This window comes from Enterobacter sp. K510 (assembly GCF_055804875.1).
In genome coordinates this window covers 228515-250637 of sequence record NZ_JBNRLQ010000001.1, presented here as the reverse complement: position 1 = coordinate 250637, position 22123 = coordinate 228515, and the positions used below count along the sequence as shown (strand labels likewise).

The 22123-nt window shown below is 57.0% G+C and carries 20 protein-coding genes; 12 read left to right on the top strand and 8 right to left on the bottom strand.

All coding sequences use genetic code 11. The features are described from left to right. Positions 1 to 53: 53 nt before the first annotated feature. Positions 54 to 380 carry a cupin domain-containing protein gene (locus ACQUTD_RS01125; protein WP_072569903.1) on the bottom strand — a complete coding sequence of 109 codons (327 nt, stop codon included), beginning with the start codon at positions 378 to 380 and terminating at the stop codon, positions 54 to 56. Positions 381 to 527: 147 nt separating this feature from the next. Here ACQUTD_RS01125 and ACQUTD_RS01120 point away from each other — a divergent pair, with 147 nt between their 5' ends. Next, positions 528 to 1220 (top strand): aspartate/glutamate racemase, encoded by a 693-nt coding sequence (locus ACQUTD_RS01120; protein WP_473276754.1) that lies wholly within the window; start codon positions 528 to 530, stop codon positions 1218 to 1220. Here ACQUTD_RS01120 and ACQUTD_RS01115 read toward each other — a convergent pair. Next, entirely contained in the window at positions 1217 to 2143 is a 927-nt protein-coding gene (locus ACQUTD_RS01115; protein ID WP_473276753.1) for a LysR family transcriptional regulator, read from the bottom strand. The two genes, ACQUTD_RS01120 and ACQUTD_RS01115, sit on opposite strands and share 4 nt — an antisense overlap. Before the next feature lie 119 nt (positions 2144 to 2262). Between ACQUTD_RS01115 and lysA the strand changes: the two genes are divergently transcribed. Beyond that, positions 2263 to 3525: a diaminopimelate decarboxylase gene (gene lysA, locus ACQUTD_RS01110; protein ID WP_473276752.1), complete on the top strand. Its 1263-nt coding sequence runs from the start codon at positions 2263 to 2265 to the stop codon at positions 3523 to 3525. Here lysA and ACQUTD_RS01105 read toward each other — a convergent pair. After that, entirely contained in the window at positions 3517 to 4536 is a 1020-nt protein-coding gene (locus ACQUTD_RS01105; RefSeq protein WP_473276751.1) for a substrate-binding domain-containing protein, read from the bottom strand. The genes lysA and ACQUTD_RS01105 overlap by 9 nt on opposite strands. 250 nt (positions 4537 to 4786) lie before the next feature. Between ACQUTD_RS01105 and ACQUTD_RS01100 the strand changes: the two genes are divergently transcribed. The 4 genes from ACQUTD_RS01100 to ACQUTD_RS01085 are packed head-to-tail and all read left to right on the top strand — an operon-like array spanning position 4787 to position 8790. Next, positions 4787 to 6124 carry a PTS sugar transporter subunit IIC gene (locus ACQUTD_RS01100; RefSeq protein WP_072569908.1) on the top strand — a complete coding sequence of 446 codons (1338 nt, stop codon included), beginning with the start codon at positions 4787 to 4789 and terminating at the stop codon, positions 6122 to 6124. 7 nt (positions 6125 to 6131) lie between these two features. Further along, positions 6132 to 7559 carry a family 1 glycosylhydrolase gene (locus ACQUTD_RS01095; RefSeq protein WP_473276749.1) on the top strand — a complete coding sequence of 476 codons (1428 nt, stop codon included), beginning with the start codon at positions 6132 to 6134 and terminating at the stop codon, positions 7557 to 7559. An 11-nt stretch (positions 7560 to 7570) separates the two neighbouring features. Further along, the gene (locus tag ACQUTD_RS01090; RefSeq protein ID WP_072570142.1) at positions 7571 to 8344 is read left to right on the top strand and encodes a GntR family transcriptional regulator; all 774 of its coding nucleotides are present in this window, start codon (positions 7571 to 7573) and stop codon (positions 8342 to 8344) included. Continuing rightward, a complete protein-coding gene (locus ACQUTD_RS01085; protein WP_473276748.1) occupies positions 8341 to 8790 on the top strand; it encodes a GNAT family N-acetyltransferase in 450 nt (149 codons plus the stop codon). The genes ACQUTD_RS01090 and ACQUTD_RS01085 overlap by 4 nt, the downstream gene beginning before the upstream one ends. Here ACQUTD_RS01085 and galR read toward each other — a convergent pair. Further along, a complete protein-coding gene (galR, locus tag ACQUTD_RS01080; protein WP_072569911.1) occupies positions 8787 to 9794 on the bottom strand; it encodes an HTH-type transcriptional regulator GalR in 1008 nt (335 codons plus the stop codon). The two genes, ACQUTD_RS01085 and galR, sit on opposite strands and share 4 nt — an antisense overlap. 431 nt (positions 9795 to 10225) lie before the next feature. On the opposite strand from galR, the gene aas reads away from it, so the two are divergent. Both aas and lplT read left to right on the top strand, forming a co-directional pair. Beyond that, positions 10226 to 12385, top strand: a complete 2160-nt coding sequence (aas, locus tag ACQUTD_RS01075; protein WP_473276747.1) for a bifunctional acyl-ACP--phospholipid O-acyltransferase/long-chain-fatty-acid--ACP ligase — start codon at positions 10226 to 10228, stop codon at positions 12383 to 12385. Next, the gene (gene lplT, locus ACQUTD_RS01070) at positions 12378 to 13568 is read left to right on the top strand and encodes a lysophospholipid transporter LplT (RefSeq protein ID WP_321987984.1); all 1191 of its coding nucleotides are present in this window, start codon (positions 12378 to 12380) and stop codon (positions 13566 to 13568) included. Before aas ends, lplT begins: the two co-directional genes overlap by 8 nt. Positions 13569 to 13692: 124 nt before the next feature. Here lplT and ACQUTD_RS01065 read toward each other — a convergent pair whose 3' ends face one another. The 4 genes from ACQUTD_RS01065 to mutH form a co-directional block, all read right to left on the bottom strand. Next, complete coding sequence (locus ACQUTD_RS01065; RefSeq protein ID WP_318363816.1) at positions 13693 to 14733, bottom strand: NADP(H)-dependent aldo-keto reductase; 1041 nt, start codon at positions 14731 to 14733, stop codon at positions 13693 to 13695. 124 nt (positions 14734 to 14857) lie between these two features. Then, positions 14858 to 15076, bottom strand: a complete 219-nt coding sequence (locus tag ACQUTD_RS01060) for a YgdI/YgdR family lipoprotein (protein ID WP_072569915.1) — start codon at positions 15074 to 15076, stop codon at positions 14858 to 14860. Between the two features lie 131 nt (positions 15077 to 15207). Continuing rightward, on the bottom strand, positions 15208 to 15921 hold the full coding sequence (locus ACQUTD_RS01055; RefSeq protein WP_072569916.1) for a TerC family protein: 714 nt from the start codon (positions 15919 to 15921) through the stop codon (positions 15208 to 15210). A gap of 62 nt (positions 15922 to 15983) precedes the next feature. After that, on the bottom strand, positions 15984 to 16679 hold the full coding sequence (gene mutH / locus ACQUTD_RS01050; protein ID WP_473276746.1) for a DNA mismatch repair endonuclease MutH: 696 nt from the start codon (positions 16677 to 16679) through the stop codon (positions 15984 to 15986). Between the two features lie 681 nt (positions 16680 to 17360). On the opposite strand from mutH, the gene rppH reads away from it, so the two are divergent. The 4 genes from rppH to thyA all read left to right on the top strand — a co-directional run bounded on the left by rppH (position 17361) and on the right by thyA (position 21988). Then, the gene (gene rppH / locus ACQUTD_RS01045; RefSeq protein WP_072569918.1) at positions 17361 to 17891 is read left to right on the top strand and encodes an RNA pyrophosphohydrolase; all 531 of its coding nucleotides are present in this window, start codon (positions 17361 to 17363) and stop codon (positions 17889 to 17891) included. Between the two features lie 12 nt (positions 17892 to 17903). Beyond that, on the top strand, positions 17904 to 20150 hold the full coding sequence (ptsP, locus tag ACQUTD_RS01040; RefSeq protein ID WP_318376359.1) for a phosphoenolpyruvate--protein phosphotransferase: 2247 nt from the start codon (positions 17904 to 17906) through the stop codon (positions 20148 to 20150). A gap of 161 nt (positions 20151 to 20311) precedes the next feature. After that, positions 20312 to 21187, top strand: coding sequence for a prolipoprotein diacylglyceryl transferase (gene lgt / locus ACQUTD_RS01035; RefSeq protein WP_072569920.1), 876 nt, complete (start codon positions 20312 to 20314; stop codon positions 21185 to 21187). Between the two features lie 6 nt (positions 21188 to 21193). Continuing rightward, the gene (gene thyA / locus ACQUTD_RS01030) at positions 21194 to 21988 is read left to right on the top strand and encodes a thymidylate synthase (protein WP_072569921.1); all 795 of its coding nucleotides are present in this window, start codon (positions 21194 to 21196) and stop codon (positions 21986 to 21988) included. Positions 21989 to 22123 lie beyond the last annotated feature (135 nt).

The window sequence follows — 22123 nt, the reverse complement described above, 5'->3', positions numbered from 1 at the left end:
GGCATAAATAAAAACGCCCTCGTGCAGAGGGCGCTTTAAACAGTGGCGGGCTATCAGCTTTTAAGGAAATCTTCCCGTACCGGCGTGAAGGTGTCGAGCAGCGTACCGGGCTTCAGGCAGACGCAGCCGTGCATTACGTGCGGTTTCTTGTAAAGTGTATCACCGGCGCTGACGATATGTTTTTCATCGCCGATGGTAAATTCAAATTCGCCGGAGAGCACATAGGTCAGCTGTTCATGAGGATGATTATGAAGCGGGCCGACCGCGCCTTCTTCAAAATTGACTTCTACTGCCATCATTTTACCGTCGTGCGCAAGGATACGACGGGTAACGCCGTTGCCCAAATCGTCAAGCTGAGTGTCTTTATGGAAAATAAACATCGGATCGTCCTGTAGTCAGTAAATTGCATGAAGTAAAACATTGTTTCATTAAATTTATATCAGCCAGAGCTAAAAAGAAACGCCAGAGCCGGTGAAGTGGAAAGCCGATCACATATTGTTTTGACGATAACGTTTAAGGGGAAAAAGATGAAAACGATAGGCTTGCTCGGCGGTATGAGCTGGGAATCCACCATTCCGTATTACCGCTTAATTAATGAAGGGGTAAAAGCACGGCTGGGAGGGCTGCATTCCGCCAGCCTCCTGTTGCACAGCGTGGACTTTCACGAGATCGAAGCCTGCCAGGCTAACGGCGACTGGCATAAGGCTGGCGTGATGCTGGCGGAAGCGGCGGCGGGGCTTGAGCGCGCGGGCGCGCAGGGTATCGTGCTTTGTACCAACACCATGCATAAAGTGGCGGGGCAGATTGAAGACCGCTGTCAGGTGCCGTTTTTACATATCGCCGATGCCACCGCCCGGGCAATTCAGCGCGCCGGGCTGAAATCCGTGGCGCTGCTCGGTACGCGCTATACCATGGAGCAGGAGTTTTACCGGGGCCGACTGGCGCACCACTTTGGGATTGAAACCACGGTGCCGGATGCGGACGATCGCGGGCGGGTCAATCAGATCATTTTTGAAGAACTTTGCCTCGGCACCTTCAGTGAGCCGTCGCGGGACTATTTCCTTGGGCTAATCGCGCGCATGGCGGCGGAAGGGGCGCAGGGGGTGATATTCGGCTGTACTGAAATCGAACTGCTGGTGTCGGCTGACCAGTGCCCGATCCCGGTATTTGACACCGCCGCGCTGCATGCCGCCGATGCGGTGGAGTTTATGCTCTCTTAAGGCCGCGCCAGCACCGCATCCAGCGGTTCGGTGATGCGCGGCATGGAAGATTGCAGATGCCGCGCAAAGGCTTCCACCAGCGCCGAGGCGGGGCGGTGCAGCGGGCGGATCAGGCTGACGGTAAAAGGCACGTCAATGCTGAAACGCCTGACCACCACGCCGCTGGCGGCATAATCCAGCGCCGTCAACGGATTTACCACCGACACCCCCGCGCCTGCCCGCACCATGGCGCACACCGACGCCGCGCTGTGCGTTTCCACTACCATCCGCCGCTTCACCTGATGCTCCGCGAAAAGCGCGTCCAGCAACTGGCGATAGCTGTCGGTACGCGACAGGCTGATGTAGTTTTCCCCCTGAAAATCCTCCGGCGTCAGCACGGTTTTATGCGCCAGCGGATGATCCTGCGGCAGTACGCACACTTCGTTAAGCGTCAGCAGCGGCGTGCGCCCGGTGCCTGCGGGCGTGCTCAATGTCTCCGTCAGCCCCAGATCGTGACGCTGCGCGGACAGCCACTCCTCCAGCAGCGGCGACTCCTGCGGTACCACGTTGAGGCTGACCTCCGGGTAGCGCGCCAGAAAGGGTTGCAGCAGCAGCGGCAGAAACGACTGGGAGAACACCGGCAGGCAGACCACCGACAGCTCCCCCTGGCGGAATTCCCGCAGGCTTTCGGCGGCGCTGACGATGCGGTCCAGCCCGTACCAGGAGCGTTGTACTTCTTCGAACAACCGCAGCCCCTGCACCGTGGGATGCAGGCGGCCCCGCGTGCGCTCGAACAGCGTCAGGCCGATCACCTTTTCAAAGCGCGCCAGCTCACGGCTGACGGTGGGCTGTGACGTCTGCAACAGCCGCGCCGCCTCTGTCAGGTTGCCAGCGGTCATCACCGCGTGAAAAATTTCGATATGGCGCAGGTTAACGGCGGGCATGACAGGTTCCTCATACAACAGATTCCCATATCATAAATGAATAGACTCGCGATAAAACGATATTTTTTATCCGGTTCGCGTTGTGGCGTAATGGCTAAAATTATTTACCGGAGCCACCTATGCCACGCTCACTTAACAACACCGACACCGCCCTTAACGCCGCGAACCTGCTGGCGCTGCCCGCCCTGTACGGCTGCCCGGTCTGGGCGTACGACGCGCAGATCATCCGCGAAAAAATCGCCCAGCTCAGTCAGTTCGACGTGGTGCGTTTTGCGCAGAAGGCCTGCTCCAACGTGCACATTCTGCGCCTGATGCGCGAGCTGGGCGTGAAAGTGGATTCCGTGTCGCTGGGTGAAATTGAGCGCGCGCTGGTGGCGGGTTACGAGCCGCAGACCAGTCCCGATGACGTGGTCTTCACCGCTGATATGATCGACGCCCCGACGCTGGCGCGGGTGCATGAGCTGCAAATTCCGGTGAATGCCGGATCGGTGGATATGCTGCGCCAGCTGGGGGAAGTCTCGCCAGGGCATCGCGTCTGGCTGCGGGTGAATCCGGGCTTTGGCCACGGTCACAGCCAGAAAACCAATACCGGCGGCGAAAACAGCAAGCACGGTATCTGGTACAGCGATCTGCCTGAGGCGCTGGAAGTGATTAAGCGTTATCAGCTGAAACTGGTTGGCCTGCATATGCATATTGGTTCCGGCGTGGACTATGGGCATCTGGAGCAGGTGTGCGGCGCGATGGTGCGTCAGGTGATCGAGTTTGGTCAGGATCTGGAAGCCATCTCCGCCGGTGGCGGCCTGTCGATCCCTTATCGCGAAGGGGAAGAGGCCATTGATACCCACCACTATTACGCCCTGTGGAACCGCGCCCGGGAGCAGATCGCGGAGCATCTGGGGCATCCGGTCAAGCTGGAAATCGAGCCGGGGCGTTTCCTGGTAGCAGAATCCGGCGTGCTGGTGGCGCAGGTGCGCAGTGTGAAAGCGATGGGCAGCCGTCACTTTGTGCTGATCGACGCCGGTTTTAACGATCTGATGCGCCCGTCCATGTACGGCAGTTATCATCACATCACGGCGCTTGCCGCAGATGGCCGCGATTTAACCCACGCGCCGCTCATTGACACCGTGGTGGCCGGGCCGCTGTGCGAATCCGGCGACGTATTCACCCAGCAGGAGGGCGGCAAAGTGGAAACCCGCGCGCTGCCCGCCGTGGTGCCAGGGGATTATCTGGTGCTGCACGATACCGGCGCGTACGGGGCCTCGATGTCCTCTAACTACAACAGCCGTCCGCTGCTGCCAGAGGTGTTGTTTGAGGGCGGCGAGCCGCGCCTGATCCGCCGCCGTCAGACCATCGACGAACTGCTGGCGCTGGAATTACTTTAAGCTTTTGAAATGCGGGCCGGGGGCGACCGAATCGCGCAGTACCAGCGTGCCGGTAAAGGGCGGGATCGTCTCAATGGGGCGATCCGCCGCCAGCCGCATCGCCTGATCAATGGCGGTGGTGATCATGATGTCGATAGGCAGACAAACCGTCGACAGCCCCGGCTCCAGCCATCTGGCGCTGGGGGCATCATCAAAACCAAACAGCGAAATATCCTGCGGAATACGCAACCCGGCCTGGTGGATCGCCTTCGATGCGCCGAGCGCCATATCATCGTTACAGGCAAAGAGCGCGCTGAAGGCGACACCTTCCTGCAACAGCGCCCGACACTGCTCATAGCCGCTGGTCATGCCCGCATCGCCATACCTGACTTTCGCCGCATCCCAGCGGATGCCGTGTTTTTCCAGCGCTTTGCGATAGCCCATTAGACGCGCTTTGCCGGTGGGCGTGTGGATAGGTACGGTAATGCAGGCGATATCGCGATGTCCCTGTGAAATCAGATACTCCACCGCCTTAAAGGCCGCGTCCTGCTGCTCGAAGAACACGCATTTATCCCGCGCCTGGCTGACGTCGCGGTTGATCACAATCAGCGGCATCGGGATGCGATCGATAAGCGCCATAATGGCTTTTTCGCGCATAAAGCGGGTGTAGAGCACAATGGCGTCGCAGCGGCGGTCCGCCAGCATCTGCACCGCTTCTTCTTCCCGCTCCGGGGTATCGTGCCCGTCGGTGACAATCAGCTGCTTGCCGTGGGTTTCCGTCTGACGCGACGCCTGCTGTAACAGGCGACCAAAGTAGAAGCCGTCAAAAGTCGAGACCACCAGGCCAATACTGTTACTGGTGCGGTTGGCCAGCGACTGGGCCAGAAAGTTAGGCCGGTAGCCCAGCTCTTCCATCGCTTTAAACACCTGCTGCCGGGTGCTGTCTTTAACCTGACCTGTACCGTTCAGCACGCGTGAAACCGTCGCCTTCGAGACGCCCGCGCGCAGTGAAACATCCAGCATTGTTGCCATGACGACGTCCTGTTTCCTGAGTTGAGCGGGAGTTTATCACAAAGGCTATATGACGTTACGGCCTCTCCCGGAGGAAAAGAGATGGGTGGAATACCAATCTACGCGGGATCACATAATCTGGAATACCACTTTCTATCCTGAGAGCTTTATCACAGAACTTTTCCCCTACGCTGTCTACTTTTGGTATGCCAGTTGGTATTCGGCTGTAACCCTGGACAATAAAAAAGCCCTTTTACTGAGGTACCATCGTATGGCTTTACAGGATAAGCTCATTGATTCTCTGGGTAGTTTCGCGACAACTTTTAACAGTTATCGCTATATTATGGCGATTAAATCCGCCTTTATTACCCTGATGCCGGTCATTATTGTCGGTGCGTTTTCAGTACTGATTTCCAATATGGTGCTGGATCCGAAAAACGGTCTCGCCAGTTTTCAGTCGCTGTCATTTCTGGCGGCGTTAAAACCCATTACCAGCGCCATTAATTACGCCACGCTCAACTTCTTAAATATCGGCGCGGTATTTTTAATTGGTCTGGAATTAGGGCGTATTAACGGTATTAAATCCTTATTTCCTGGCCTGCTGGCGGTCATTTGTTTTATCTGCGTGACGCCAACGACCGTAGAAATGCTGGTGGACGGCGAAATGCATGTGGTGAAAGACGTGCTGCTGCGTCAGTTCTCCGATACCCGCAGCCTGTTCCTTGGCATGTTTATCGCCATTCTGTCGGTGGAAATTTATTGCTGGCTGGAAGGGCGCAAGGGGCTGAAGATCAAAATGCCCGATACCGTGCCGCCCAACGTCGCGGCGTCGTTTTCGGCGCTGATCCCGGCGATCATCACCACCACCGCCATCGCCACCTTCGGATTCGTTTTCCATCAAATCACCGGCTTGTACCTTTACGATGCCATCTATCAGGTGGTGCAACAGCCGCTGGAGCGTGTGGTGCAGAGCCTGCCGGGGATCCTGCTGCTGATGTTCGTGGCGCAGCTGTTCTGGGTGATCGGTATTCATGGTAACCAGATGATCAAACCGATCCGCGAGCCGCTGCTGCTGGGGGCGATCACCGTCAATATGAGCGCTTTCGAACAGGGCAAAGAAGTGCCGAACATCATCACCATGCCGTTCTGGGATGTGTACATGAGCATCGGCGGTTCCGGGCTGACCATCGGCCTGCTGATTGCCGTGATGATCGCCACCAAACGTAAAGAGATGCGTGAGATCGCCAAGCTCTCCATCGGTCCTGGCCTGTTTAACATCAACGAACCGGTGATTTTCGGCATGCCGATCATGCTCAACCCGATCCTCGCGATCCCCTTCATCATCACGCCGCTGGTCACCGGATCCATTGGCTATTTCGCCACCGTCACCGGTTTCGCCGGAAAAGCGGTGGTAATGGTGCCCTGGACCACGCCGCCGCTGATCAACGCCTGGCTCTCCACCGCTGGATCGATGGGAGCGGTGATCACCCAGTTTATCTGCATCGTTACCGCAGTGATTATCTATCTGCCCTTTGTGAAGATCGCCTCGCGCCGCGCGGAACAGGCACAGCTGAAGGCGGAAGCAACGGAACTGGCGAAAAACGCCTGAGGACAGTATGAGCACGAAAACCATCGTTATCCCGCCGTCATTTATCCTCGGGGCGGCGGCCTCCGCCTGGCAAACCGAAGGCTGGAGCGGGAAAAAAGCCGGGCAGGACTCCTGGCCGGATCTCTGGTACAAAAACGACCGCCACGTCTGGCATGAAGGCTACGGTCCGGCGGTCGCCACCGATTTTCATCATCGCTTCCGTGAAGACGTGCAGCTGATGAAAGCGGCGGGGCTGACCCACTACCGCACCTCGATCAACTGGTCACGCTTTTTTATCGACTACGAGAATGGCGTGGTGGATGAGGAGTACGCCGCCTGGTATGACGAACTCTTTGCCGAGATGCATCGCCACGGCATAGAACCGATGATCTGCCTTGAGCATTACGAGCTGCCCGGTTATCTGCTGGAAAACTACGGCGGCTGGGCGTCCAAAAAGGTGGTGGAGTTTTTCCTGCTGTATGCGGAAAAAGTCTTTGCCCGCTATCACACCCAGGTGACGCGCTGGTTCACCTTTAACGAGCCGATTGTGGTGCAGACGCGCGTCTATCTGGACGCGCTGCGCTGGCCCTATGAACAAAACACCGGCACCTGGATGCAGTGGAACCATCACAAAAACCTCGCCACGGCGAAAGTGGTGAAACTGTTCCATGAGAAGGGCTATCAGGGCAGCGTCGGCTGTATTCTTAATCCGGAAGTGACCTACCCGCGCTCTCGTGCGCCGCACGATGTGCGGGCGGCCGACATGTACGATCTGTTCTACAACCGCGTATTTCTGGATCCGTTAGTGAAGGGTCATTATCCCCCGGAGCTGTTCAGCCTGCTGGAACAGCATCAGGTGGCGTGGGAGTACAACGACGAAGAACTGGCGATCATTCGCGATAATACCGTCGATGAACTGGGGATTAATCTCTATTACCCGCACCGCGTGAAAGCGCCGTCCCGCGCCTGGCATCCGGATACGCCTTTCCATCCGGCATACTATTACGAGCCATTTGAATTACCGGGGCGGCGGATGAATAAATCCCGCGGCTGGGAAATTTATCCGCAGATTATTTACGACATGGCGATGCGCATTAAAAACGACTACGGCAATATTCCGTGGTTCGTTGCCGAAAGCGGGATGGGTATTGAAAACGAGGGGCAGTTCCGCAATGCCGATGGCGTGATTGAAGATGATTATCGCATCGCCTTTATCAGCGAACATCTTTACCAGACGCTGCGCGCCAGGGAAGACGGCGCTAACTGCCAGGGTTATATGCTGTGGGCGTTCACCGATAACGTCTCGCCGATGAACGCCTTTAAAAATCGCTATGGTTTAATTGAGATCGATCTGCAAAATAACCGTAACCGGCGCGCCAAAAAATCTGCCTCATGGTACCGTCGGTTAAGCGAGGAGCGCACGCTCACGCTGACTCTCGACGATGAATGGAAATAGCAGGTGATATGGTGGAGAAAGCAGTCGTAGTGACGGAAAAAAAACAGTACCAGGAGATAGGTGAGGATCTGCGCGCGCAGATTATCCAGGGACACTACCCGGTGGGCTCCCGTCTGCCGCCGGAGCGAAATATTGCCGAAACCTACGGCGTCAGCCGCACCATCGTGCGCGAGGCGCTGTTAATGCTGGAGTTGCAGGGCACGGTGGATATCCGCCAGGGATCCGGGGTGTACGTGATGCGCATCCCCCAGGAGCACGAAAACGAAGAAGAACGCTTTTTAAGCAGCGACGTCGGCCCCTTTGAAATCCTCCAGGCGCGGCAACTGCTGGAGAGCAACATTGCCGCCTTTGCCGCAAAAATGGCCACCCGCGCCGACATCGACAACCTGCGGCGTATTCTGGAGCAGGAACAGCGCGCCATTGCCATGAATGACAACTCCCAGGACAACAGCAAAATGTTCCACCTGGTGCTGGCTGGGGCGTCACAAAACCAGATGCTGCTGGGCACGGTGGAAAGCATCTGGCATCACATGGACAGCAGCCCGCTGTGGCAGCAGTTCAATGTGCACATCGCCAGCCGGGCGTACCGTCTGAAATGGCTGGGGGACCGGCAAACCCTGCTGGCGGCGCTGCGCCGTCGCGATGTAATGGGGGCGTGGCAGGCGATGTGGCAACATCTGGAAAACGTCAAAAAAAGCCTTCTGGAGCTGTCGGACGAAGACGCGCCGGACTTCGACGGCTATCTGTTCGAATCCGTACCGCTTTTTCAGGGAAAATTAATGTGAAGATCCAGCCGCTTTACGACGTGCCGCAGTTTACCGGACAGGTGATCGACTGGCAGTGGCGCGCCTTTGGCGACGGGCTGCCGCGGGAATTTTTCGCCAGCATCGTCGAACACAGCCAGCGTCCCGGCGAGCTGCCGCTGACCTTCGTGGCGACGGACGGCGAGCAGTTGCTGGGTACGGTGGGACTCTGGCGCTGCGATTTAATCAGCCGTCAGGATCTGTGGCCGTGGCTGGCGGCGCTGTATGTGGATGAAAGCGCGCGCGGGCAGGGGCTGGCGGGGGAGCTGCAACAACAGGTGATAGAGCACGCCCGCGGGCAGGGCTATCCGCAGCTGTATCTGTGGTCTGCCTGCATGGATTTTTACGAGCGCTACGGCTGGCAGTACATTGGCGACGGCCTTGAATACCCGGACAAAACTGTGCACCTGTACCGCTATACGCTTTAGCTTTCCTGCAACGTGCCGACCGAGTGGCGTCGTACCAGCGTCGGGTTAAAGACGTGGGTAATATCCGGCAGCGGACGATTTTCCGCCAGCGCCAGCGCCAGTTCGGCGGCCTGGGTCGCCATGGTGACAATCGGATAGCGTACGGTGGTCAGGCGCGGACGCACGTAGCGGGAGATCAGAATGTCATCAAAGCCGATCAGCGAAATCTCACCCGGCACGTCAATGCCGTTATCGTTTAACACGCCCATCGCCCCTGCCGCCATGGAGTCGTTATAACAGGCCACCGCGGTAAAGTTTTTGCCGCGTCCCAGCAGTTCAGTCATCGCCTGTTCGCCGCCGCTCTCGTCAGGCGCAGCCCAGGTCACCAGCCGGTCGTTGCACGGCAGGCCATTTTCCCGCAGCGCGTCGTAATAGCCCTGCAGACGATCTTCCGCATCTGAAATGGCGTGATTGGAGCACAGATAGCCGATTTTCGTGTGCCCCTGCTGGATCAGATGGCGGGTCGCCAGCCAGGCGCCGTAGCGGTCATCCAGCGCCACGCAGCGCGTTTCAAAGCCCGGCACGATGCGGTTGATCAGCACCATGCCCGGCATCTGTTCCATCAGGGCGGCGAGATCGGCATCGGGGATCATTTTGGCGTGCACCACCAGCGCCGCGCAGCGATGGCGGATCAGTTGTTCAATCGCCTGCCGCTCTTTGTGTTCGTTATGGTAGCCGTTGCCGATAAGCAGAAAATTGCCGGTGTTATAGGCCACATGCTCCACGGCTTTCACCATTGAGCCAAAGAAGGGATCCGAGACATCGCCCACCACCAGCCCGACGGTTTCCGTCGACTGCTGCGCCAGCGCGCGGGCATTGGCGTTCGGGTGGTAATTAAGGGATTCCATGGCGCTCTGCACCGCCAGGCGCGACGATTCGCTGGCTTTCGGGGAGTGGTTGATCACGCGTGACACCGTGGCAACAGAAACACCTGCAAGCCGGGCTACATCCTTTATCGTCGCCATACAGAACCTTCTTTTTGGGTAAGCGTTTACACAGCGTTAAGTGTTACGGAAAAGCGCCGTCTGTTCAAGGCGATTGCGGGACGGGACACCGTAAACGTGATCGACAGCCTACTGCGGTTGGTGAAAACGTTACACGAGGTGGTTGACAGCAAATAAGACAAAAAAAGCGAATTCAAACCTTTGGTTACACTTTGCGAAGGGCTGTTGCGATTGATTACTGTAGGGACAGGGGGGCTGTTGCTACAGTTGAAGTCCCAGAGGTATTGATTGGTGAGATTTCAGTACGTTTTGAGTACTCACGTTTTGCACCAACCTGCGCGGATGCGCAGGTTTTTTTTCGTCTGGATTTTACCTTCGCCCCTTCTGCACTTCTCGTGTAATCTGCCACAATTCCCTGACATCTTTCATATTAACTGACACAGGAAGTTGCCATGTTACTGGACTTTTTCCGTTTTTTATTCCGCCTGTTGTTCAGGGTCGAACTGACCGGCGATACCCAGGCGCTCCGCGGTGAGCGCGTACTGATCACCCCTAATCACGTCTCTTTTCTTGACGGCGTTTTGCTGGCGCTGTTTTTACCGGTACGTCCGGTGTTTGCGGTTTACACCTCCATCAGCCAGCAGTGGTACATGCGCGCCCTGCGCAATCTGATTGATTTTGTGCCGCTCGATCCCACAAAACCGATGTCTGTTAAACATCTGGTGCGCATGATTGGCCAGGGCCGCCCGGTGGTGATCTTCCCGGAAGGGCGTATCTCGGTGTCCGGATCGCTGATGAAAATTTATGACGGCGCAGGCTTTGTGGCCGCTAAATCCGGCGCGACCGTGGTGCCGGTGCGCATCGAAGGCGCGGAGTTGACCTTCTTCAGCCGCCTGAAAGGGCTGGTCAAACAGCGCCTGTTCCCGCGCATTCATATCCGCATCCTGCCGCCTACCTCGCTGCCGATGCCGGATGCGCCGCGCGCCCGTGACCGTCGTAAAATCGCCGGCGAAATGCTGCACCAGATCATGATGGAAGCGCGTATGGCCGTGCGCCCGCGTGAAACGCTGTTTGAAGCGCTGCTTGCGGCGCAATACCGTTATGGCGCGAACAAGCCCTGTATTGAAGACATCAACTTCAAACCGGACTCCTATCGCAAGCTGTTAACCAAAACCCTGTTCGTGGCGCGTATTCTGGATAAATACACCGCGCAGGGCGAAAAGATCGGCCTGATGCTGCCGAACGCGGCCATCAGCGCGGCGGTGATCTTTGGCGCGGTCGCCCGCGGGCGCGTTCCGGCGATGATGAACTACACCGCAGGCGTGAAGGGGCTGACCAGCGCTATCACCGCCGCGCAAATCAAAACCATTTTTACCTCACGCACCTTTATGGACAAAGGCAAGCTCTGGCACCTGCCGGAGCAGCTGACGCAGGTGCGCTGGGTGTATCTCGAAGATCTGAAGGGCGACGTGACCCTTGCCGATAAGCTGTGGATCTTCGCCCACGTGCTGATGCCGCATCTGGCGCAGGTGCCGCAGCAGCCGGAAGACGCCGCGCTGGTGCTGTTTACCTCCGGCTCGGAAGGTAATCCGAAAGGCGTGGTGCACAGCCACAAGAGCCTGCTGGCGAACGTCGAGCAGATCCGCACCATCGCGGATTTTACGGCTAACGACCGCTTTATGTCGGCGCTGCCGCTGTTCCACTCCTTTGGCTTAACCGTCGGCCTGTTCACGCCGCTGCTGACCGGCGCGGAAGTGTTCCTCTACCCAAGCCCGCTGCATTACCGCATCGTGCCGGAACTGGTGTATGACCGTAACTGTACCGTGCTGTTCGGCACCTCCACCTTCCTCGGCCACTACGCACGTTTCGCCAATCCTTATGATTTCTATCGTCTGCGTTACGTGGTGGCGGGGGCGGAAAAACTTCAGGAGAGCACGCGGCAAATCTGGCAGGACAAATTTGGTCTGCGCATTCTGGAAGGCTACGGCGTGACCGAGTGCGCGCCGGTGGTCTCCATTAACGTGCCGATGGCGGCGCGCCCCGGCACCGTCGGGCGCATTCTGCCGGGTATGGACGCCCGTCTGCTGGCGGTACCCGGTATTGAAGACGGCGGTCGCCTGCAACTGAAAGGGCCGAACGTGATGAACGGCTATCTGCGGGTGGAAAACCCCGGCGTGCTGGAAGCGCCGACGGCGGAAAATGAGCGCGGCGAGATCGAGCCGGGCTGGTACGACACCGGTGACATCGTGCGTTTTGATGACAGCGGCTTTGTGCAGATCCAGGGGCGCGCAAAACGCTTTGCCAAGATTGCGGGCGAAATGGTGTCGCTGGAGATGGTCGAGCAGCTGGCGCTGGCGGTATCGCCGGAAAAAATGCACGGCACGGTGATCAAAAGCGACGCCAGCAAAGGCGAGGCGCTGGTGATGTTTACCACCGACAGCGAGCTGACGCGCGACAAGCTGCTCCAGCATGCCCGCGCGCAGGGGATCCCTGAGCTGGCCGTCCCGCGGGATATTCGCTATCTGAAGCAACTTCCGGTATTGGGCAGCGGCAAGCCTGATTTTGTCACCCTTAAAGGTCTGCTTGAAGACCCGGAACATCATCATGCGTGAGTCACACACTAACAATTCCCTGTGGTCGAAGGGGATGCTGGCAGTCACCGCCGCGCAGTTCCTGTCTGCTTTCGGGGATAACGCGCTGCTGTTCGCCACTCTGGCGCTGCTGAAAGAGCAGTATTACCCGGACTGGAGCCAGCCGATCCTGCAAATGGTGTTTGTAGGCGCTTACATACTCTTTGCGCCTTTTGTCGGCCAGGTTGCTGACAGCTTCCCCAAAGGCCGCGTGATGATGGTGGCGAACAGCCTGAAACTGCTCGGCGCGGCAAGCATCTGTCTCGGCGTTAACCCGTTTGTTGGCTATACGCTGGTGGGGATTGGCGCGGCGGCCTATTCGCCAGCCAAGTACGGCATTCTGGGCGAGCTGACCACCGGTGATAAGCTGGTAAAAGCGAACGGTCTGATGGAGTCCTCCACCATCGCCGCCATTTTGCTTGGCTCGGTGGCGGGCGGGGTGCTGGCAGACTGGCACGTGCTGGCGGCGCTTGGCGTTTGTGCGCTGGTGTACGCCGGGGCGGTGGTGGCGAATTTGCTGATCCCGGTGCTGCCGGTGGCCCGTCCCGGTCAGTCCTGGCGTTTCGGGCCGATGACCAACAGCTTTTTCAGCGCTTGCCGATCCTTATGGCAGAACGGCGAAACCCGCTTCTCGCTGGTGGGCACCAGTCTGTTCTGGGGCGCAGGCGTGACGCTGCGCTTCCTGCTGGTGTTGTGGGTACCGGAGGCGCTGGGTATTACCGATAACGCCACGCCGACCTATCTGAACGCGATGGTAGCGGTGGGGATCGTGGTGGGCGCAGGCGTGGCGGCGAAACTCGTCACCCTGGAAACGGTGTCGCGCTGTATGCCCGCCGGGATTTTAATTGGCGTCGGCGTGCTGTTCTTCTCCCTGCAACATGCGCTACTGCCTGCCTATGGCCTGTTAATTCTGATTGGTCTGCTGGGTGGATTCTTTGTGGTGCCGCTGAACGCGCTATTGCAGGAGCGCGGTAAACGCTCGGTGGGCGCGGGGAATGCCATTGCGGTACAGAATCTCGGTGAGAACACCGCCATGCTCCTGATGCTGGGGCTGTATTCGCTGGCGATAAAAGTCGGCGTGCCGGTGGTGGGTGTTGGCGTGGGCTTCGGTGCGCTCTTTGCGCTGGCGATTGCCGCGCTGTGGATCTGGCAGCGTCGTCGGTAAAATCGTGGTTGGTCTGCCCGGCGGCGCAAGCTTGCCGGGCCTACAACACTGCTGCGATACGTAGGCCGGGTAAGCGCAAGCGCCACCCGGCAAAAAAAGCCGGGCAGATGCCCGGCTTTTTACATCATGGCGCCGGATAGGTATACACCCGGTGCACTGCTTCAATCTCCGCTAACACGTCCTCACTGAGATCAAGATGGAAGCTCTCCACATTGGTCTTCAGCTGTTCCAGCGTGGTCGCCCCCAGCAGGGTGCTGGCGACAAACGGCTGGCGACGCACAAAGGCCAGCGCCATCTGCGCCGGATCCAGATTATGACGCTTCGCAATATCCACGTAAGCGGCGACTGCTTTTTGCGACTGCTCGCCGCTGTAGCGGGTAAAGCGGCTGAACAGGGTATTACGCGCGCCTGCCGGTTTCGCGCCGTTGAGGTATTTCCCGGTCAGCGTACCAAAGGCCAGGCAGGAATAGGCCAGCAGTTCCACGCCTTCGAACTGGCTGACTTCCGCCAGCGCCACTTCATAGCTGCGGTTCAGCAGGCTGTACGGGTTCTGAATGGTGACGATGCGCGGCAGATCATGCTTGTCCGCCAGGTGCAGATAACGCATCACGCCAAACGCCGTTTCGTTGGAGACGCCAATGTAACGAATTTTCCCGGCACGCTGGTATTCCGTCAGCGCTTCAAGGGTTTCAAGGATGGTTACACCCGGCGCGCTATCCGTCCACTCATAGCCCAGTTTGCCGAAGCAGTTGGTCGGACGCTGCGGCCAGTGAACCTGATAGAGATCGAGATAGTCGGTTTGCAGGCGTTTCAGACTGGCATCCAGCGCCTGGCGGATATTTTTGCGATCCAGCGCCTGATCCGGGCGGATACCGCTGTCGCTGTTGCGGCTCGGGCCGCTGACTTTAGAGGCGATAACGAGTTTTTCACGGTTACCCCGCTTCGTCAGCCAGTTGCCGACATAAGTCTCGGTAAGCCCCTGGGTTTCCGGGCGCGGCGGAACAGGGTACATCTCCGCGACATCAATAAAATTTATTCCCTGGCTTACGGCATAATCGAGCTGTGCATGGGCGTCGGCTTCGCTATTTTGTTCACCAAACGTCATAGTGCCCAGCCCCAGCGTGCTTATCTCAAGGGAGCTGTGAGGGATACGGTGATAGTGCATTTGCCGGCTTCCTTTTGTTAACAACGTCAGTCGCTTCCTGACAAAGGAATATAAACATGGCAGAGGGGAGTGAAAAGGGAAAGTGAAAAATCAAAAGGTCAGCAGGGTACTGACCCTTTCAGGATTAACGTTCGATAATCTGTGAAACGTCGTCGCGGTTGATCTGCATCTCGTTGCCCTGCTGATCGCGATAGCTAACCAGTCCGGTGTCATCATCAATTTGTGGTTTACCATCTGTCAGGATCATTTTGCCATCTTTGGTCGCCATAACGTAATCACTGCTGCACCCTGAAACCGCAAAAGCCAGGCCTACTGCAGAGATCACCACTGCCCATTTTTTCATCGTTTTATTCCTCGCGTGACGGTTAACTGAATGTAGTCTAGTAATAACGCAGAATAATGTGATGAAAAAGCAGCAAATTCTGAAAGCGGAAGAAAAAATGAACACTCCCCCGGCATCGGGGGAGTGGTAAATCAGAGCGGGCGCTTCTTGTTGCGCAACAGATTGAGGGTTTCCACGGCGATGGAGAAGAACATCGCGAAATAGATGTAGCCTTTCGGCACGTGGATGCCGAAACTTTCCAGCATCAGCGTAAAGCCGACGAGGATCAGGAAGGCCAGCGCCAGCATTTTCACCGACGGGTGACGATCGACGAATTCGCCAATCGGACGCGCCGCGAACATCATCACGCCAACGGCAATCACCACCGCCGCCATCATAATGAACAGATGGTCAGAAAGCCCCACCGCCGTAATCACCGAGTCGAGACTAAAGATGATGTCCAGCAGCATGATCTGCACAATCGCGCCCATAAAGGAGTGGACGTTGGTTTTCAGTCCTTCCTCTTCCCCTTCAATGGACTCGTGGATCTCTTTGCTCGCTTTCCAGATCAGGAATAAGCCGCCAAGCAGCAAAATCAGATCGCGTGCCGACACCGCATGGCCCATCACCTCAAACAGCGGCGTGGTCAGGCGTATCACCCATGCGATTGAGGCCAACAGCGCCAGACGCATGATCATTGCTCCCGCAAGGCCAAGACGGCGGGCGCGGTTACGCTGTGCGGGCGGGAGTTTTGCCACTACCAGAGAAAGGAAAATAATATTATCGATACCCAGCACTATTTCCAGCAGCGTCAGTGTTCCGAGCGCCAGCCAGGCATTGGGATCGGTGATCCATGCAAATAACATCGTAAAAGTCCTGCCAAAAAAAGAAGGGCTAATTATAAGCGCAAGCCCGGTCAGGGCAAAATTTAATAACCCTGCAACAAAAAATGCCGCGCCAGCAATGCGCGGGTAAAATTCTTTTTCAGATAAAAGCCGCGGGGCAGGGTCAGGATACGTTGGCCCTCGGTGCCCACGGCCTCGGTCAGCGCTTTACTGTTCGCCGCTTTCGGGCGCAGTTGCAACACTTCGCCGTGACGCGCAGTAATTGTTTCAACCTGACCCAGTACGATGAGATCCATTAGCTCCTCCCAGTCCAGGCGCAACTGGCGCTCCTCATCTTCATCCGGACTCCACAGCAGCGGTGCTCCCACACGCCGCACGGCGAGAGGGATCTCCCGCGATCCTTCCACCGGGATCCACAGCACACGCTTTAACTTGTGACGCACATGACTGGTTTCCCACACCACCCCGCTATTACCCGTCAAAGGGGCAACGCACACAAAGGTGGTTTCCAGCGGGCGTCCGGCGTTATCCACAGGAATGGTTTTAAGCTCCACCCCGAGCGCCGCGAAATCCTGTTCCGGCTTGCTGCCTGCGCTTGCGCCCAGCCAGCGTTCCAGCAGGATCCCGGTCCAGCCCTTATCACGTTTCAGATCCTGGGGCACTGGCAGACCGGCCATTTGACCCAGTTCTCCTAACGTGAAGCCCGCCAGACGCTGTGCCTGCGCTAACAGCTTTGCTTCGGAATCCGGCGGTGAAGTTAAGGGAACAGGTGGAAACATGATTCAGACCTTTGGTTAAAAAATGAACAACAATTATGCACCGGGGTGAGCAGTGAGGTTTATTTCTATCGGCAACCTTCAATACTATGATTTAACGACTCTTTTTGGAAATAAAACCTTATGTTGCGCAACAGCCTGCCCGGTTTTCCAATTCTGGTCACTGGCAATGAACAGGATCTTACACCATGTTATCCACAGAAAAGTGGGATAACTGGTAAAAACCTTCACTACTGTTTCCATTTACAGCCTTGACGTGGGAGCAAAATCGAATTTTCGCACAAATTGTGTTTAACTTAGTGGCACAATCTGTGGATAAAACCGACGCTGTGCGATCTTTCATCAGCGAGGCGATCATCCCTGTGATGATCGTCACATAACCGCCTTTTCGTTCCGGTATAAGTGCATTAAGATACTGACGCATAGCGCTTTATTTTTTTATGGCATGGATGCGGATTTAGGACTACTCCGGGTTTTCCCCCTTTAATTCCATACTTCTTCACAACTATATCCACAGAAAAAGTGAATAAAGTGGCCGCCCGGAACCCTAATCTGTTTATAACTCGGCAGATAACTGTGAGTTATTCAATTGTTATTAGGTTATGCACCGTTAACAGAGTGGTTTACCGTTTACCACTAGTGTGAAACAATCGTTCAAATTCAGATTTTTTTTGAGGTAGTCCGGTGATTGATGACGATGGCTACCGCCCTAATGTTGGGATCGTAATTTGTAACCGACAGGGCCAGGTGATGTGGGCCAGGCGCTTTGGTCAGCACTCATGGCAGTTTCCTCAGGGGGGAATTAACCCCGGAGAATCCCCGGAGCAGGCTATGTACCGGGAGCTGTTCGAAGAGGTTGGGTTAAGTCGTAAAGATGTGCGTATCCTTGCTTCTACTCGCAACTGGTTGCGTTACAAGTTACCGAAACGTTTGGTGCGTTGGGACACAAAGCCGGTGTGTATCGGCCAGAAACAAAAATGGTTTCTTCTGCAATTAGTCAGCAGCGATGCTGATATTAATATGCAAACCAGCAGTACCCCCGAGTTTGATGGCTGGCGCTGGGTGAGTTACTGGTATCCCGTTCGTCAGGTTGTCTCCTTTAAACGCGATGTCTATCGTCGGGTGATGAAAGAGTTTGCAAGCGTAGTGATGGCGCTTTCTGAAGCGACGCCGAAGCCGCAAAGTCCCCCAGCCTGGCGACGTAAAAGAGGTTAAGCCATACATAACATGCTCACCCGGCTGCGAGAAATCGTCGAGAAAGTGGCAAGTGCTCCGCGCCTCAACGAGGCGCTGGACGTACTGGTTACTGAAATTTGTCAGGCGATGGATACCGAGGTCTGCTCGGTTTATCTCGCCGATCACGACAGACGCTGCTATTACCTGATGGCGACGCGCGGTTTGAAAAAGCCGCGTGGTCGTACTGTCACGCTTGCCTTCGATCAGGGCATTGTCGGCCTGGTCGGTCGGCTTGCGGAGCCCATCAACCTGGCCGATGCGCAAAAGCACCCCAGCTTTAAATTCATTCCCGCAGTCAAAGAAGAGCGCTTCCGTGCTTTTCTTGGCGTGCCCATTATTCAGCGCCGCCAGTTGCTGGGCGTGCTGGTGGTGCAGCAGCGTGAATTACGCCAGTTTGACGAGAGCGAAGAGTCCTTCCTCGTCACGCTGGCCACGCAGATGGCCGCCATTCTTTCCCAGTCACAGCTGGCGGCGCTCTTTGGTCAGTACCGTCAGACACGCATCCGCGCGCTGCCTGCCTCGCCGGGCGTAGCCATCGCCGAAGGCTGGATGGATGCCACGCTGCCGCTGATGGAGCAGGTGTATGAAGCCTCGACGCTCGACACCTCGCTGGAGCGCGAAAGGCTGACCGGGGCGCTGGAAGAGGCGGCCAGTGAATTTCGCCGTTACAGCAAGCGCTTCTCTGCCGGGGCGCAGAAAGAGACGGCAGCGATCTTCGATCTCTATTCGCATCTGCTCTCTGACGCCCGCCTGCGCCGGGAACTGTTTGAGGAAGTGGACCGGGGCTTTGTCGCCGAATGGGCGGTAAAAAAGGTTATTGAGCGCTTTGCCGAACAGTTTGCGGCGCTGACCGATGGCTATCTGAAGGAGCGCGCCGGGGATTTGCGCATGCTCGGCCAGCGTCTGCTCTTCCACCTTGACGATACATTACAGGGCCCGAATGCCTGGCCTGCGCGCTTTGTGCTGGTGGCTGATGAACTCTCCGCCACCACGCTTGCCGAACTGCCGCACGACCGACTGGTGGGCGTGGTGGTGCGCGATGGCGCGGCGAACTCCCATGCGGCGATCATGGTTCGCGCCCTTGGCATCCCGACCGTGATGGGCGCAGACATTCAGCCGTCGATCCTGCATCAACGCACGCTGATCGTCGATGGCTATCGCGGTGAACTGCTGGTGGATCCAGAGCCGATCCTGATGCAGGAATATCAGCGGCTTATCAGCGAAGAAAATGAATTAAGCCGTCTGGCTGAAGATGAAGTTAATCTGCCCGCCCAGCTCAGAAGCGGCGAGCGGGTAAAAGTGATGCTCAACGCGGGCTTAAGCCCGGCGCACGAAGAAAATCTCGACAGCCGCATTGACGGCATCGGTCTTTACCGCACCGAAATCCCCTTTATGCTGCAAAGCGGTTTCCCCTCGGAAGAGGAGCAGGTGGCGCAGTACCAGGGCATGATGCAGATGTTTATCGACAAGCCCGTCACGCTGCGTACGCTGGATGTCGGCGCCGATAAACAGCTGCCTTACATGCCGATCAGCGAAGAGAATCCGTGCCTCGGCTGGCGCGGGATCCGCATTACGCTCGATCAGCCGGAGATCTTTTTGATCCAGGTGCGCGCCATGCTGCGCGCCAACGCCGCCACCGGTAACCTGAATATTCTGCTACCGATGGTCACCAGCATCGATGAGATCGACGAGGCGCGACGTCTGATTGAGCGCGCCGGTCGCGAAGTGGAAGAGATGATCGGCTACGCCATTCCCAAACCGCGCATTGGCGTGATGCTGGAAGTGCCGTCGATGGTCTTTATGATCGCCCATCTGGTTAAACGGGTTGATTTTATCTCGGTCGGCACCAACGATTTGACCCAGTACATTCTGGCGGTGGATCGCAACAATACCCGCGTGGCAAATATGTACGACAGCCTGCATCCTGCCGTGCTGCGCGCGCTGGCGATGATCGCCGACGAAGCCGAACGGCACGACATCGATCTGCGGCTGTGCGGTGAAATGGCAGGGGATCCGATGTGCGTCGCCATTCTCATCGGCCTTGGCTACCGTCATCTGTCGATGAACGGCCGCTCGGTGGCGCGTATCAAATATTTGCTGCGCCATATCGATCACGAAGATGCGCAGACGCTTGCCAGACGGGCGCTTGACGCCCAGCTGGCCGCAGAAGTTCGCCATCAGGTCGCGGCCTTTATGGAACGGCGCAGCATGGGCGGGTTAATTCGCGGCGGACGCTAGGTGCAGGATCCGGCGAACGTTATACATATCTTTTACAACTTCAGCGCAATCAGCATGTCCGCCTTATGCTATGATTCGCAACTTTGGCGCGCCTGTCGACGCGGGCGCACGTCTTTGCCGCTGACCACTTTCGGCGGAATAACAACAAGTTGTGGTGACAGATGAACAGTGGTTATCTGCGTTTTCCGGACATCGATCCGGTGATTTTCTCCATAGGGCCGCTTGCCCTGCACTGGTACGGCATGATGTATCTGGTCGGCTTCATCTTTGCGATGTGGCTGGCGACGCGCCGCGCTAATCGTCCCGGCAGCGGCTGGACGAAAAACGAAGTCGAAAACCTGCTTTACGCAGGATTCCTCGGCGTGTTCCTTGGCGGGCGTATCGGCTACGTGCTGTTCTATAACTTCCCGGTATTCATGAGCGATCCGCTGTACCTGTTCCGCGTCTGGGACGGCGGCATGTCGTTCCACGGCGGTCTGATCGGCGTTATTCTGGTAATGGTCATTTTTGCCCGTCGCACCAAACGTCATTTCTTCCAGGTTGCGGATTTCATCGCGCCGCTGATCCCGTTCGGGCTGGGCGCAGGCCGTCTGGGTAACTTTATCAACGGTGAACTCTGGGGCCGTGTCGATCCGGGCTTCCCGTTCGCCATGCTGTTCCCCGCCTCCCGCAGCGAAGATATGGCGCTGCTGCCGGCGCACCCGGAATGGCAGTCTATTTTTGATACTTACGGCGTCCTGCCGCGACATCCGTCCCAGCTCTATGAACTGGTGCTGGAAGGCATTGTACTGTTCATCATTCTCAACCTGTTTATTCGCAAACCGCGCCCGATGGGTGCCGTCTCCGGATTGTTCCTGATTGGTTATGGCGCGTTCCGCATCATTGTTGAATTCTTCCGCCAGCCGGATGCGCAGTTTACCGGCGAATGGGTGCAGTACATCAGCATGGGGCAAATTCTCTCCATCCCGATGATTGTCGCCGGCGTTCTGATGATGATCTGGGCGTACCGCCGTCGCCCGCAGCTACACGTTTCCTGAGGAACCATGAAACAGTATTTAGACCTGATGCAAAAGGTGCTCGATGAGGGCACCCAAAAAAACGATCGTACCGGTACCGGCACGCTGTCTATTTTTGGCCATCAGATGCGCTTTAACCTGCGCGACGGCTTCCCGCTGGTGACCACCAAACGTTGTCATCTGCGCTCAATCATCCATGAGCTGTTATGGTTCCTGCAGGGCGACACCAACGTTGCCTACCTGCATGAAAACAACGTCTCCATCTGGGATGAATGGGCGGATGAGCAGGGCGATCTGGGTCCGGTATACGGCAAACAGTGGCGCGCCTGGCCGACGCCGGATGGCCGCCATATCGATCAGATCTCGAACGTGCTTGAGCAGTTAAAGAACGACCCGGACTCGCGCCGTATTATCGTTTCCGCCTGGAACGTGGGTGAACTGGACAAAATGGCGCTGGCGCCTTGCCATGCGTTTTTCCAGTTCTACGTGGCTGACGGCAAACTCTCCTGCCAGCTTTATCAGCGCTCCTGCGATGTGTTCCTGGGCCTGCCGTTCAACATCGCCAGCTACGCGTTGCTGGTACACATGGTGGCGCAGCAGTGCGATCTGGAAGTGGGCGACTTCGTCTGGACCGGCGGCGACACCCATCTGTACAGCAACCACATGGAGCAGACGCACCTGCAGCTGAGCCGTGAGCCGCGCGCGTTGCCGAAGCTGATTATCAAGCGTAAGCCCGCTTCGCTGTTTGACTACCGCTTCGAGGATTTTGAAATCGAAGGCTACGATCCGCATCCCGCCATCAAAGCGCCTGTCGCTATCTGATGCGCAAAGCGTGACATAACCGGTGCCTTAGCGCGCCGGTTTTTTTTATCCGCCGTTCCGTTTTCCGGGGCGTCTTCCGGAAAAAATGCAAAGGCCTGCAACGGCATTTAAACCTCCCGTAACGCCCCGCAAAAC